The organism is Oceanobacillus picturae, from assembly GCF_000612865.1.
Taxonomy (GTDB): domain Bacteria; phylum Bacillota; class Bacilli; order Bacillales; family Amphibacillaceae; genus Oceanobacillus_B; species Oceanobacillus_B jordanicus.
This window is the reverse complement of sequence record NZ_CCAX010000001.1, coordinates 1,271,886-1,284,682: the sequence shown is the minus strand read 5'-3', so window position 1 is coordinate 1,284,682 and position 12,797 is coordinate 1,271,886. Positions and strand designations below refer to the sequence as shown.

General features: G+C 38.1%; 16 protein-coding genes. 10 read left to right on the top strand and 6 right to left on the bottom strand.

What is annotated here, in order from left to right; genetic code table 11:
• Positions 1–25 precede the first annotated feature (25 nt).
• Both BN988_RS06455 and fosB read left to right on the top strand, forming a co-directional pair.
• Positions 26–787 carry a phosphotransferase family protein gene (locus BN988_RS06455; RefSeq protein WP_187120236.1) on the top strand — a complete coding sequence of 254 codons (762 nt, stop codon included), beginning with the start codon at positions 26–28 and terminating at the stop codon, positions 785–787.
• Between the two features lie 48 nt (positions 788–835).
• The gene (fosB, locus tag BN988_RS06450) at positions 836–1,252 is read left to right on the top strand and encodes a metallothiol transferase FosB (protein ID WP_036574318.1); all 417 of its coding nucleotides are present in this window, start codon (positions 836–838) and stop codon (positions 1,250–1,252) included.
• Between the two features lie 177 nt (positions 1,253–1,429).
• On the opposite strand, the gene BN988_RS18805 is transcribed toward fosB, so the two are convergent.
• Positions 1,430–1,579, bottom strand: coding sequence for a hypothetical protein (locus tag BN988_RS18805; RefSeq protein ID WP_155988267.1), 150 nt, complete (start codon positions 1,577–1,579; stop codon positions 1,430–1,432).
• Positions 1,580–1,729: 150 nt separating this feature from the next.
• A complete protein-coding gene (locus BN988_RS06445; protein WP_051557717.1) occupies positions 1,730–2,140 on the bottom strand; it encodes a DUF6376 family protein in 411 nt (136 codons plus the stop codon).
• Between the two features lie 280 nt (positions 2,141–2,420).
• On the opposite strand from BN988_RS06445, the gene BN988_RS06440 reads away from it, so the two are divergent.
• Together BN988_RS06440 and BN988_RS06435 are read left to right on the top strand one after the other, a co-directional pair.
• Complete coding sequence (locus BN988_RS06440) at positions 2,421–3,152, top strand: hypothetical protein (RefSeq protein WP_036574316.1); 732 nt, start codon at positions 2,421–2,423, stop codon at positions 3,150–3,152.
• 584 nt (positions 3,153–3,736) lie between these two features.
• A complete protein-coding gene (locus tag BN988_RS06435) occupies positions 3,737–5,167 on the top strand; it encodes an MDR family MFS transporter (protein WP_036574314.1) in 1,431 nt (476 codons plus the stop codon).
• A gap of 121 nt (positions 5,168–5,288) precedes the next feature.
• Here the strand turns inward: BN988_RS06435 and BN988_RS06430 are convergent, their stop codons facing one another.
• The gene (locus BN988_RS06430; RefSeq protein ID WP_036574313.1) at positions 5,289–5,594 is read right to left on the bottom strand and encodes a MerR family transcriptional regulator; all 306 of its coding nucleotides are present in this window, start codon (positions 5,592–5,594) and stop codon (positions 5,289–5,291) included.
• 157 nt (positions 5,595–5,751) lie between these two features.
• Positions 5,752–5,910 carry a Fur-regulated basic protein FbpA gene (gene fbpA / locus BN988_RS18610; protein ID WP_081779371.1) on the bottom strand — a complete coding sequence of 53 codons (159 nt, stop codon included), beginning with the start codon at positions 5,908–5,910 and terminating at the stop codon, positions 5,752–5,754.
• A 334-nt stretch (positions 5,911–6,244) separates the two neighbouring features.
• Between fbpA and csaA the strand changes: the two genes are divergently transcribed.
• From csaA to BN988_RS06415, 3 genes are all read left to right on the top strand, one after another.
• Complete coding sequence (gene csaA / locus BN988_RS06425) at positions 6,245–6,574, top strand: chaperone CsaA (protein ID WP_036574311.1); 330 nt, start codon at positions 6,245–6,247, stop codon at positions 6,572–6,574.
• Positions 6,574–7,269, top strand: a complete 696-nt coding sequence (locus BN988_RS06420; protein WP_051557715.1) for a Dph6-related ATP pyrophosphatase — start codon at positions 6,574–6,576, stop codon at positions 7,267–7,269. Before csaA ends, BN988_RS06420 begins: the two co-directional genes overlap by 1 nt.
• Before the next feature lie 151 nt (positions 7,270–7,420).
• Positions 7,421–8,344: a DUF4349 domain-containing protein gene (locus tag BN988_RS06415; RefSeq protein WP_036574309.1), complete on the top strand. Its 924-nt coding sequence runs from the start codon at positions 7,421–7,423 to the stop codon at positions 8,342–8,344.
• A 216-nt stretch (positions 8,345–8,560) separates the two neighbouring features.
• On the opposite strand, the gene BN988_RS06410 is transcribed toward BN988_RS06415, so the two are convergent.
• On the bottom strand, positions 8,561–9,130 hold the full coding sequence (locus tag BN988_RS06410; RefSeq protein WP_036574307.1) for a DUF6434 domain-containing protein: 570 nt from the start codon (positions 9,128–9,130) through the stop codon (positions 8,561–8,563).
• 221 nt (positions 9,131–9,351) lie between these two features.
• Between BN988_RS06410 and BN988_RS06405 the strand changes: the two genes are divergently transcribed.
• The 3 genes from BN988_RS06405 (at position 9,352) to BN988_RS06395 (ending at position 11,506) form a co-directional block, all read left to right on the top strand.
• Positions 9,352–9,567, top strand: coding sequence for a YdbC family protein (locus tag BN988_RS06405; RefSeq protein ID WP_036574306.1), 216 nt, complete (start codon positions 9,352–9,354; stop codon positions 9,565–9,567).
• Positions 9,568–9,601: 34 nt separating this feature from the next.
• Positions 9,602–10,030, top strand: a complete 429-nt coding sequence (locus BN988_RS06400) for an RDD family protein (protein WP_036574304.1) — start codon at positions 9,602–9,604, stop codon at positions 10,028–10,030.
• Between the two features lie 105 nt (positions 10,031–10,135).
• Entirely contained in the window at positions 10,136–11,506 is a 1,371-nt protein-coding gene (locus BN988_RS06395) for an FAD-binding oxidoreductase (RefSeq protein WP_036574302.1), read from the top strand.
• A 175-nt stretch (positions 11,507–11,681) separates the two neighbouring features.
• Here the strand turns inward: BN988_RS06395 and BN988_RS06390 are convergent, their stop codons facing one another.
• Positions 11,682–12,773, bottom strand: coding sequence for a branched-chain amino acid aminotransferase (locus tag BN988_RS06390; protein WP_036574299.1), 1,092 nt, complete (start codon positions 12,771–12,773; stop codon positions 11,682–11,684).
• Between the last annotated feature and the right edge of the window lie 24 nt (positions 12,774–12,797).

The window sequence follows — 12,797 nt, the reverse complement described above, 5'->3', positions numbered from 1 at the left end:
ATATAGGATGGAAGGTGACAAAAGCTTGGAAAAAATTCTGGAGCAATTAAACATCGGCACCATTTTAGATTACCAAAGAATAACAGGTGGAAGAGACAGTATTGTTTATAAAGTTAGAAACATGAGTGAAAAGCGTTATGCTGTTCGTATACTTCCACTTGAAAGAGTAGATCAGTTCAAACAGGAAGAGCACTTAATTAATATTGCGCACAAGAACGGCATCCCTGTACCATTCGTACATCAGGTAACGGAAGTGGAGAAATACGCTGTCATGGTGATGGATTGGGGGAGAGGGAGAACAGTATTAGAAGAACTTTTGGAGTACCCGGAAAATGCTACAGAACTTGGAATGGATTTTGGAAGAATGCAGCATCGGTTGCACGATGTTATGCCATCTGAAATGGGGAAATCAGAGTGGCTTTATCCAAAATCAGAAAGAGAAAAGAAACTCTACGAAAAAGCACGCTCAGTCAATGAGACGAAGAACTGTTTTTTACACATGGACTACCATCCATTAAATGTACTTGCGGAAAATAGTAAAATAACAGGAGTGCTTGATTGGATGAATGCTTCATCAGGCGACTATCGATATGATCTTGCCCGAACATATTCTATTTTAAGTGCAGAGGAAGCGAGACAATATCTCGGTATAGAACATGCTCTAGTAAAAAGATTTAGGGAAGCTTGGTTAGATGGATATTACAATAATAGTAAAGGAAGGGAAAAGTTTGACTTGTACATACATTGGGCAAACGATAGACTAGTCAGGGAAATGACGGTTGATTAACTATATGAGCGGTGAGTTTAAAGTTATACAGTAGAGGAGGAATTTTGGATGAAGTTAGGTAAAATAAATCATTTGCTTTTTTCTGTATCAAACCTAGAAAGATCGATCTCATTTTACGAAAAAGTTTTTGATGCTACATTACTCGTGAAGGGAAGAAGCACAGCGTATTTTGATTTAGATGGATTATGGGTGGCATTAAATGTAGAAGATATACCTCGTAGTGAAATTCAGCAATCATACACACATATAGCTTTTACAATAGAGGATGAGGAATACGAAGTTCTTTATAATCGTCTGAGGGAGTTAAAGGTGAATATTCTATCAGGTAGACAAAGAGACGAACGTGATAAGAAATCTATTTATTTTGCAGACCCTGATGGACATAAATTTGAGTTTCATACAGGCACTTTGGAAGACCGGATGGATTATTACAGAGAGGAGAAATCGCATATGGAATTCTTTTAAAAAATGAAGTGCGGGACTTCTTTCAAAATTATTCATTGAAGTCCTGCGCTTTTATCCCACGTTAGGAAGGTGTGGAAAATCTTAGTTATGGTTAAGATTCAGCGAAGTTTAAGATGATTTCCTAGGAATAAGAAAAGCTTGCACATTCGCTAACAAGCGAATGCGAGTTTTCTATTTTTAACTTTTGTTGTTGAATAAGTAATCCATGATCGCTTCAAATGCTTCCACATTATCTGTAATTAAAAACACAGGCAAAAGCATCATAGCGAAAGCAACAGTCAGGTTAGCTACGAAGAATTTAGTAATTCCCCTTACAATCTTTCTCATTATTTTTTGCTCCCTTCTATTGTGAAATCATTATACTCCCATGTTTTCCGAAATACAATGGTGAAAAGCCAGATTCATAATGTTCTTGGGGGAAAATAAGCATTAAGTAGTATAAAAAAACCACTTCCTTTTTTAGAAGTGGTAAATGATTTACAGGCCCAGGTTTTCTATTTGATTCATCAATCCGGTAATATTCTCGATTGTTTGATAAACGTGGGAATCTTGAAGCTGTTCAATTGCAACCTCGCCATTATTTAAGAGCTCGTTTGTAGCAGTTAGCAGCGTTTCACTTTTATTTTTCAGCTCTTGATGAATGTCTTCGGAAAACCCGGGGGCTTCTACACGTATAAAATCTTCAATGGTTGTTTGGAGTGTTTGCACTCGGTTAGCAAGTTCTTCTCCTTCAAGTGAAGTAGATTCTTCTACAAAGCTACTTAAATCGTTTATATAATCTGTCGCTTCTGACACATAATTAATTGAATCATTGGTCTCTTCTAGAAAAGAACAACCAGAAAGTATGATACATACTGCCAATATGGGTATAACCACAAGCTTTTTCATGTTTTTTCTCCTTTCGCCTGTAGAGGCGAGAACTGTAGTACGCTCCATTACTTCATACTAGCTAACCTTAATACGTTGATTGTATAAGAAATGTTTCAGTTAAAATAAGCTTAAGTCGATTAAAATGAATACTCTAATCGAGTTTGTATTCAAGCATTTATAAATAAGGTAAAAGCGTTAAACTATAATCGGAAATTATGTCTTTCATTCATTATTTTACTTAGAGTGGGAACACTATTTTTAAGGTTTTGACTCCAAAATAAGATGAGGATGGATACAGATGAGAAAAAGATTATTTGCTCTAATTACAGTTGCTGTTATGGTAGCGCTAACTTGGTTAGCTGCTCCAGCTTCTGCTTCGTACCACGACAGTGAAGCGTGGAATATGGAGGTAAAGAAGGATCATCACGATAAGGAAAGCCTAGAAAAATACAAGCCGCTAATATTAATTGAAGCGAAAGAGCTTGGTATAGAAACAGAGGGAAAAGAGCTTAAGGAGCTTGCAAAAGAGGTCTTTGAGAAGAGAATCTCAACCATGGCTGAAGAGATGGGTATTAGTATAGAAGGAAAAGGAATAAAAGAGCTAAAAAATGAAATACACCACCAAAAGGTTATGGATAAAGCAAAAGAATTAAATATTGAGACGGACGGAAAAGAAGCAAAGGAACTTGCAAAAGAAGTATATAAAGAAATGCTGCTGAAAAAAGCAGAAAAACTAGGGATTGAAACAGAAGGGAAAGAAATAAAAGAGCTGAAGAAAGCAGTTTTTTCTCAATCGGTCAAAAATGAAGCAACAGAATTAGGAATTGAAACGGAGAATAAGGACACGCATGAACTCAAGAACGAAATAAGAGAACAAAAAATTTATGATACAGCGTCGCAACTAAATTTAGATGTGAAAGATAAAACCTCAGAGCAGTTGCTTCAGGAGATTATTTCCGACCATGCTGCAGTGGCTAAGGAACGCAAGCTTTTCCCATTTGGTGATAACCCAGACATGTACCATCATTAAAACTGCAAAGCTCCTTGTTTAGAACAAGGAGCTTTACAGGTTATTAGTATAGGTAATAGCTAACCAAAAGGTGCAGGGAGTTCGAAGCAAGCACCCTATGGTCTTCTTAGATGTTGGTTACGATGATGGAGACCAATACAAAAAAGGCTCCAATTCTTACAAATGCTAAACGTTTCTTCATTTTTATTGCTCCAATCTTTGTTGTTTTATAGGATAAATCGCACTATTTATCCCGGAGCAACCGTCCGTAAGACTCCCACTTCAAAACATGAAGTGAAACCGTTAGTTTTTAGTGGGAGTAAGCGGACGCTAACACCCCGATTCGTTCAACTAACAATCAATGGGGAAGAGCCCCCATTGATTGAAGTTTCACTTTATAGCCGACTTCACATTTTATGCTAGTATAAAGTGTATATAACCAAAATTTCACAATCGTAAACATAATGTTTTTTCTTATCCCAAGGCTGTGTTAACATGTGTCATGTTGTATTTCTCGTTTTCTGTAAACAATTCGCGCGTTTACAGCTGTAGGAAAGTGGATAGAAGCCTTTTAGGAGATATAATATAGAAAGAAGGAATAGCTTATGGTAAACGAAGGAACAAATCAGCCGCCTGGGGAATCTTTTAATAAAGTACCTTTGTTGATAGTGCTGATATCGGGAGCATTTGTAGCTATTTTAAATCAAACATTACTTGCTACGGCACTTCCGCACATTATGGAAGATTTAGAACTAAATGCAAACACAGTACAGTGGCTACAATCTATTTTTATGCTTGTAAACGGTATAATGATCCCTATTACAGCATTTTTAATTGAACGTTTTACAACAAGAGGATTATTTCTTACAGCGATGGGAGTATTTGCATTAGGTACAGTCATTTGCGCTGTTGCTCCAAATTTCGGTTTTTTGATGGTAGGGAGAGTTGCACAGGCTGCTGGCGCAGGAATAATTATGCCTTTAATGCAGACCATATTGTTTCTGATTTTTCCGCTTGAAAAACGGGGAGCTGCCATGGGTATGTTTGGTCTAATTATTGCATTTGCTCCTGCAATTGGTCCAACACTATCCGGATGGCTTGTAGAACACTTCCCTTGGAGAAGCCTGTTTTATGTTATCTTACCAATTGTGATAGTTGATATTATCGTTGCATACTTTATTCTAAAAAACATTACGAAACAGACTTTCCCTAAATTAGATATATTATCCATCATCCTCTCAACACTTGGCTTTGGTGGACTGCTATTTGGATTTAGTACTGCCGGTAATAGCGGTTGGGGAAGTATGCAGGTTGTCGTATCGATGATTGTCGGAGCAGTGGCCTTAGTTTGGTTTATTCGAAGACAGTTAAAGCTAGAGAAGCCTATTCTAGAGTTCCGTATCTTCAAATATAAAATTTTCACTCTCACAACGATTCTGGGCATGGTTGTATTTGTTGCCATGATCGGTGGAGCAGTAATTTTACCATTACTAATGCAGACGATGCTAGGATTTACCGCTTTTGAATCTGGTCTTATGCTATTACCAGGTGCGTTACTAATGGGGATCATGAACCCCATAACTGGTCGTGTTTTTGATAAATTTGGTGCAAGATGGCTCGCAATTATTGGTCTAACCATCCTTGTTATTACGACCTTTATGTTTACAAACTTGGATGCACAGACTACTTTCTTGTATCTGTCTGTTGTCAATGTATTTAGGATGATTGGGGTTGCCATGGTAATGATGCCTGTAACAACTGCTGGCTTAAATCAGCTTCCTTCAAACTTGATTCCGCATGGCACTGCGATGAACAATACAATGAGACAAGTGTCTGGTGCGGTTGGGACTGCATTACTTGTTACAGTGATGACCACTGCAGCATTGCCTGAGCAAGGTGTTAGTGGCATGATTCATGGAGTGAATGTATCCTTTGTCGTGGCAGGGATAACAGCGATTATCGGACTTGTTCTATCCTTTTTCCTTAAAGGATCTCGACCTGAAGGAGAAGGGAAGAAAATCAAAATAGGAAGCTAACGTATTACATTTTTACTAAGCTAGTAAGAAGGACATATGTAGGTTATATGCTGAAAGCCTCGTGGCAAGTATGTGTCCACGAAAGGTGTAAACAAAAACTACTTGCGGAGAGAGTGTGAGGTCATTTTTGCCGGTTGAAATGGGCATTTATTTGACCGCGAAGCATTTCTTCCCGCAAGTCTTTTTTTCTTTTTTCACGCATCATGTCTTTTTTTATTTCACTTGTTTGTACACCTTCCTCGCGTTTGTCGGCAATTTTCATGAGGAGTTCTATATCAGCAAAGGAATATTTCCTTGTTCCCCGCTTTGTTCTATCAGGGAAAATCAGGCCCCGCTCCTCGTAATAGCGAATTTTACGCTCAGATAATCCGGTTAATTCATTTACAATCCCGATGGTGATTACCTTTTTGTCTTTATAAGAAGCCAAGGTATCAACCTCCCCTGTTTCATAGTATACATGATTCAATTGGTTTTTCTACTGCTTTTAAGTTAAGTGTGTTAGGAAAACTTACATAAGACAATACTATACGGCCATAGCGTAAAATGTACGAGAAACTACCTTAAATAGGTAGCGTCTCGTACGTTTATCGCTGGTAATACTTATACATTTTTTCTAGTTCGCTTAGTGTGTGTGCTGAGGGAGCTTTTTTCTTATTTTTAAATGCATCTATTTCTACTAGTTTTTGGATGTAATACTGCTTCACTTCTTCAACAGCCTCACGTAGCTGATTTTTCATGAGCATTGTTTGACACCTCCATGACTAGAATGATTCGTCCTACATGACTGTTAAACTCATAATAGCGACTACTCAGATTAAAGTTAATTAAGTAGGATATACCAAGATTAGGCTAGATCTCTAAAAATGTCATTTAACGTGTAAGAATATCTAACAAAGAATTCAAAAAACAGGTAATTAGATGTCAGCTTTTCTCTTCATTAGGAATTTAGGCTTACTTTTAAATGTGGTACGCAATCATTGTATGATATGAAGTAACAGTTTGAATGTGCGCTGAGGTAGGAATTTGCCAATGATTTCTAGAAGTAGATAGGGAGAATAATTTTAGGAGGTTTTATTGATGGCAACAATAGATGATTTCATTAAATTAGATGTAAGGATTGGAACGGTTGTAAAAGCAGAAGCTTTCGCGGAAGCACGGAAGCCGGCGATTAAATTGGAAGTAGACTTTGGTGAGCTTGGCATAAAACAATCCTCCGCACAAATAACAAAACGTTATGACCCGAAAGAACTTGTAGGTCGACAGGTAACGGCAGTGGTTAATTTTCCACCAATGCGGGTTGCCGGTTATAAATCGGAGGTTCTAGTTTTAGGTGGAGTACCAGAAGATGGAGATGTCGTCTTACTGCGTCCTGATGAAACGCTCCCAAATGGTACGAAGGTTTCCTAATGAGAAAAGGCAAGGAACGGATTGTACAGGATGTTATTGTTTCTTGGAGTGGCGGAAAGGACAGCGCAATTGCTTTACATACATTACAGCAGTCGTCTGATTTTCGAGTGGTAGGATTGTTGTCCACTTATTCTGAGAAAAGTGGCAGACTTGCAATACATGAAGTGTTAAAGGAAATGCTTTATGCCCAAGCTTCTTCCTTAAACCTCCCACTATATGGAATAGGGATGCCAGACAGTGTGACAAATAAAGCGTATGAGAGGATTATGGGAGAGCAGTTTGAAAAGTTCATTAGTAAGGGGATAAGGGCAATTGCCTATGCTGATCTATTTCTTGAGGATGTAAAGTTATATCGAGAGCGGCTTCTTAAGCAGCACGGGATGAGGGGGATCTTTCCCTTGTGGGAGGAAGACACAGCAAGTGTTGCAGGGCAATTTATTGAGGATGGGTTTAAGACTATCGTGACAACTGTTGATACAGAAGTATTGCCAGCAAATATGGCGGGACGAATGTTCAACCATCAATTTCTAGAAGACCTACCAGTACATGTAGATCCTTGTGGAGAGAATGGAGAGTTTCATACTTTTGTCTATGATGGACCCAACTTCCAACACGGCTTACCAATTACAAAAGGGGCACATTTCCTAACGTTTGAAGGAAAATTTGCGCATGCAGAAATTATATTGAAATTGTGACATGTAATAGAAAGTTTTTTTGAATGCATTTAGGTTGGTCTTTTTTATACTGTGGCTGTAGTGCTCAATCTTTTTGTAACATAGTTGTAACCTTTTTCTTGTGATTCCGACTAAGTAGAAAAGCATACTTATTGGAATGGGGGATTAAGGAGTGAAGAAGGCGATTTGGTTTTTGCTAGGGGTAATGGTGTTTTTAACAGCGTGTAGTAATGAGCAAGAAAATATTGGGGAATCAAGTGAAGATTTTGCAATGGATTCTGTAGAGGAATCGATGGATGAAGCAGGAAAACAGGGTACCGAATCTTCTGAGACAGAAAACAATGAGTCAACGGAAGTTGAAACGAAAGAAGTAGAGGTAGAAGAAAGGAAGATCATTTATACAGCTAATTTAAGGCTAGAAGTAAAAGAATATCAACAAGCTGTAGATGAAATAGAGTCCCAAGTGGCTGACTTTAATGGGTATATTGTAGATTCCTCCACTTATGGTTCGTCGGAAGAAAGTTCAACTAGTGGCCATATTACAGCACGCATTCCACAAGAACGATTTCAGGAGTTTATTCAGCTTGTGGAGGAAGGAGCTGGAAAGCTGCTTGAAAGCAATGTCTCAGGTCAGGATGTAACAGAAGAATACGTTGATTTAGAATCACGCTTAAAATCGAAGCGTGTTGTAGAAGAACGCCTTTTATCCTTTATGGAAAAAGCGGAAAAAACAGAGGACTTACTCACCATTTCTAGCGATTTAGCCAAAGTACAAGAAGAAATTGAACAGGTGACAGGTAGGATGAATTATTTGCGAAACAAAGCTGACCTTGCTACAGTACAAATCGACATAGAAGAAAATAATGTTAACATCACGGGCATGAGTGAGGATGAACTAAATACATGGGAAAGAACCAAACAGCAATTTTTAAAAAGCATTAATACGATTTTAGCGGTGCTATCTGGATTGTTTGTTTTCATAGCAGGGAATCTGCCAATCCTTATTCCGCTAGGGGTTATTGCACTGGTAGTTTGGTTAGTAGTAAAAAGAAAGAGGAGCACAATTAAAAAAGAGGATAAAGATAACTTGGTCTAATATGCTTTGCCAAAATATCGAGTTTTGGCGTTTCATTTTGTAGCCAGTTATGTATGAAATTCTTCCTCTAGATTAAAGGGAAAACTACTACTTTCGTTTTTAAGTAGTAGTTTTCCCTTTATGTAAATATAAAAGTCCTTTAAGGGATAAATAAGCTTCGATTACATTGTTATACTAATTCTTTAGGAAATGTAGAATGACGTATTGTTGTATGGACTAATCAATGGGATTATATTTATTACTTCCAGGTAATTTTTTAATTACATTCCAAGCTTCAATGGCCTTTTCTCGCCCTTTGCCTTGATTTTTCGGATCAGCAAAAAAGTCCCGAATAAATAGATTGTATTCGAATTGAGGTGCAATTTCTTTTTTGTACAAAGGGTTTTTCTTTCGTTCTTCTTCCTCGTACCAAGCGTTTATTACATCGCGATATGTTTTACCGACATTGTTTTTTAAATAGTTTTGTATATAGGTAGAAAAATGGAATTTCGGGATTACTGTCTTAAAAAATGCTCTTACATCCTGACTACAACGGTGGTCTGCTGAAATTACTGTATCGGGGCTTAAATTTACTTGATGTATTTTCTTTTTAACAGCCTCTGTTTTCCTAATGGGTTTACTTATCTCTCCTGTTTGAAGAAATATTTCAATTCTATTGGAGATTTCTAATTTGGAACCAGAAGAACTTATTCCGTTTTCTCTACAGAAAGACTGTAATTCTTCCTTTAACCAATAGTATGCTTGAAAGTTTACTAAACTAAGATCTTTAGTGAGGTTGGGTCTCACCACAAACACCTCCGTATTCGTTTTCTATAATTATAGAACAATTGTTCCTGTTCGGCAAAGCGAGATAATAGCCTAATGGATACCCTTACAGTGTTCTTGGAGAGACTTTCTGTGTTAGGATTATAATCACTACTAAATGCCGAATTAGACTACAAGTAAGTACATAAAGGGATGGAAGTAAACATAGTTGATGTTTACCAATATAGAAAGGGTGCAACAAAATGGCAGAATTGAAATTTGAAATAATGGAAACAATTGCCGTCTTATCCGAATCCCCAAAGGGTTGGACGAAGGAATTAAATCTAATTAGTTGGAACGGAAGGGACCCTAAATATGACATAAGAGATTGGTCTCCAGACAAAGAAAAGATGGGGAAAGGCGTGACACTAACAGAGGAAGAACTTACTTCTTTAAAGAAGGCTTTAGAAATAAGGTAATATTATAATTAGATTTTTAATAGGGAGTGGTAGGATGATTTCTAATAAGCCAGCGGGTTTCTGGATAAGATTTCTAGCTGATTTTATTGATGGTATGCTTATACTTTTACTTGCAACAGTAATTGCTTTTCTGATAGGTGACGATACATTCTGGAGTTCTTGGAGTAGCACTGACGAGACAACTTCACAGTCTATAGCTAATTTTTTATATGGTATTATTTTTATCATTATTTTTACTGGAAGTAAATTTATGGGCTCCCCCGGGAAGTTAACGTGTAAAATAAAAGTAGTGAATGTTGATGGCACGCAGATAAGTATGCTAAAGTCCATTGGAAGATACCTGTGTTATTTCATTTCTGCTTTACCACTAGGGATTGGATTTATGATGGCAGGGTGGAATGAAGAGAAGAAAGCATTACATGATATGATTTGCAAGACACGTGTTGTATACCGAAATGAGTAAAGTCTCCTTGTGGGGGCTTTTTTCATTTCGGTTGGATTATGGTACACTGAGGAATAGTAACAATTATTCGATTATTAAGTTTATGTTTATAGGAGTGATGGGAAAATGGGGTTTTTGGAAGCGCTTAAGGAGATAATTCCTACTGAAAGAGTTTCAACAAACGAAACAATTTTGCAACAACACAGTTCGGATGAGTCGTATCATACGCCTCATTTACCTGATGTAGTTCTTTATCCAGAGAATACAGAGGAAGTGAGCCAAATTGTTAAATTGGCCGACGAATGGGAAGTTCCTGTTGTTTCTTATGGCCTTGGGACTAGTTTAGAAGGTAGTATGATTCCACATAATGGTGGGATCATGATTGATTTTACATTGATGAATAAAATAATTGAAGTGCGACCAGAGGACTTTCTTGTGAAAATACAGCCTGGCGTGACAAGGACACAATTGGAAAAAGAGTTGCGTAAATATGGGTTGTTTTTCCCTGTTGATCCTGGGGCGGATGCAACGCTCGGAGGCATGGCAGCAACCAATGCAAGTGGCACAACTTCTGTGAAGTATGGGATTATGCGTGATAATGTACGTAACTTAGAAGTCGTCCTTCCTAATGGGAACGTTATTCATACAGGAAATTTGGCTGCAAAATCATCTTCTGGCTATCATTTAAATGGGTTATTTGTTGGTTCAGAGGGCACATTAGGCTGCTTTACTGAACTTACATTAAAAGTACATGGGATACCTGAACATAATATGGCGGGTAGAGCGGCATTTGATACAATTGATCATGCAGTGGAGGCAGTAATTAATGTGCTGCAGGCAGGTATCCCTGTAGCGAGAGTCGAATTGGTAGATGAACAATCAATGCGGCAAATCAATGCATTTAGTGATACGGACTACAAAGAAGTACCAACCTTGTTTTTTGAGTTTCATGGAAATGAAGCCGGTTTAGAACAGGATGTTGTTTTTACGAAGGAAATTATAGAAGATTGTAATTGTAGAGAGTTTGCATTTGAGTCAGACACAGCAGGCAGAAACCGACTTTGGGAAGCAAGGCATAATGCAGCCTATGCATATCTTCACGGTAACCCTGGGAAAAAGCAGATGGTTACAGATGTTTGTCTACCTATATCCGAATTAGCAGGCGCGATAAAGGATGCTAGAGATGCAGTTGATTCATCAGGGTTATTAGGTGGAATTGTCGGACATGTAGGTGATGGAAACTATCACATTCTTCTAATGGTAGATACAGAGAATCCAGAAGATATAAAAAAGGCGAATGTAGTAAATGAACGTATTGTTCAATATGCACTTACAAGAGGCGGAACGTGTACTGGGGAGCATGGCGTAGGAATCGGCAAACAAAAATATCAACGTCAAGAGCATGGTGGAGCACTTGATGTAATGCAGGCAATCAAGGCAACAATTGATCCGAAGGGGCTCTTTAATCCGGGGAAGGTTGTTGACATTAAGTCATAGCTTTTATGAAGTGCAACTTTTAGTCTGTGGGTGAATCAACCAAATCATAGAGCTTTTCAATTAAACTTGTGTCGCAATCAACGAAAGGCGCTTCCTATGCTATGCATCAACCGAAATAGCGCTATAATAAAAAAGGCTGATATAGAAACTAATCTGTACCAGCCTTTTAAAGTTATTATTTTACTGCACTTGTTTCGTTAACTTTTTCGACCCAGCCGAAAGGATCGTGTTCACGGCCATATTGAATACCTGTTAACGTTTCATAAAGTGATTTTGCAACTTTGCCTGTTTTTCCGCCGTTGATAAAGAGATCTTTATCATCCCAGCTAAGCTGGCCAATTGGTGAGATTACTGCTGCTGTTCCTGTACCAAAGGCTTCCTCTAATGTGCCGTTCACATATGCCTCATGTAGTTCATCAAGAGAAATTTTCTTCTCAATTACTGGGATATCCCAATGCTTTAATAATTGGATTACAGAATTTCGCGTAACACCTTCAAGGATACTTCCGTTCAATTCAGGGGTAATGACTTCTCCATTCACCTTAAAGAATACATTCATGCTTCCAACTTCTTCAATATACTTTTTCTCCACACCATCAAGCCAAAGCACCTGTGTGAATCCCTTTTGCGCACAAAGTTCCTGTGCTTTCAGGCTAGCTGCATAATTACCACCGGTCTTCGCCTCACCTGTGCCTCCTTTTACTGCACGCACATATTGGTTTTCCACAGCGATTTTAACAGGGTTTATGCCTTCTTTGTAATACGCGCCAACTGGTGAAAGAATAACAATTAGTTTGTATTGATGAGAGGGAGCTACCCCGATAAACGGTTCTGTTGAAATGATAAATGGTCTGATGTAAAGAGATGTTCCATCTGATGTTGGAATCCATTCTCGATCAAGAAACACGAGTTGCTTAATAGCATCTAACACAAATGCTTCATCAATTGGTGGGATGCAGAGACGGTCATTGGAACGGTTTAGCCGTTGTAAATTCTTGTCAGGCCGAAAAAGCTGAATATCTCCCTCTGGCGTGTAGTAGGCTTTTAAGCCTTCAAATACAGATTGCCCATAATGAAAGGTCATTGCTGAAGGATCAATTGTTAATGGCTCATATGGCACAATACGTGGATCATGCCAACCAACTGGTTCTGAATAATCCATGATAAACATGTGATCTGTGAAGAGTCTTCCAAACTCTAATTGATCTGTTTTCGGCTTATTTTTCTTTGTTTTGCTATGATGTACTTCGACTGTCCATTCTTCCATGTCACTATCCCCTTGTGGTGAAAA

Excerpts from the sequence above, each read along its gene's own strand:
- BN988_RS06440 (WP_036574316.1), top strand. The coding sequence starts at position 2,421 with ATGAGAAAAAGATTATTTGCTCTAATTACAGTTGCTGTTATGGTAGCG.
- fbpA (WP_081779371.1), bottom strand. The coding sequence starts at position 5,910 with ATGCTCATGAAAAATCAGCTACGTGAGGCTGTTGAAGAAGTGAAGCAG.
- BN988_RS18805 (WP_155988267.1), bottom strand. The coding sequence starts at position 1,579 with ATGAGAAAGATTGTAAGGGGAATTACTAAATTCTTCGTAGCTAACCTG.
- BN988_RS06395 (WP_036574302.1), top strand. The coding sequence starts at position 10,136 with ATGGGGTTTTTGGAAGCGCTTAAGGAGATAATTCCTACTGAAAGAGTT.
- BN988_RS06400 (WP_036574304.1), top strand. The coding sequence starts at position 9,602 with ATGATTTCTAATAAGCCAGCGGGTTTCTGGATAAGATTTCTAGCTGAT.
- BN988_RS06445 (WP_051557717.1), bottom strand. The coding sequence starts at position 2,140 with ATGAAAAAGCTTGTGGTTATACCCATATTGGCAGTATGTATCATACTT.
- fosB (WP_036574318.1), top strand. The coding sequence starts at position 836 with ATGAAGTTAGGTAAAATAAATCATTTGCTTTTTTCTGTATCAAACCTA.
- csaA (WP_036574311.1), top strand. The coding sequence starts at position 6,245 with ATGGCAACAATAGATGATTTCATTAAATTAGATGTAAGGATTGGAACG.
- BN988_RS06420 (WP_051557715.1), top strand. The coding sequence starts at position 6,574 with ATGAGAAAAGGCAAGGAACGGATTGTACAGGATGTTATTGTTTCTTGG.
- BN988_RS06405 (WP_036574306.1), top strand. The coding sequence starts at position 9,352 with ATGGCAGAATTGAAATTTGAAATAATGGAAACAATTGCCGTCTTATCC.
- BN988_RS06435 (WP_036574314.1), top strand. The coding sequence starts at position 3,737 with ATGGTAAACGAAGGAACAAATCAGCCGCCTGGGGAATCTTTTAATAAA.
- BN988_RS06390 (WP_036574299.1), bottom strand. The coding sequence starts at position 12,773 with ATGGAAGAATGGACAGTCGAAGTACATCATAGCAAAACAAAGAAAAAT.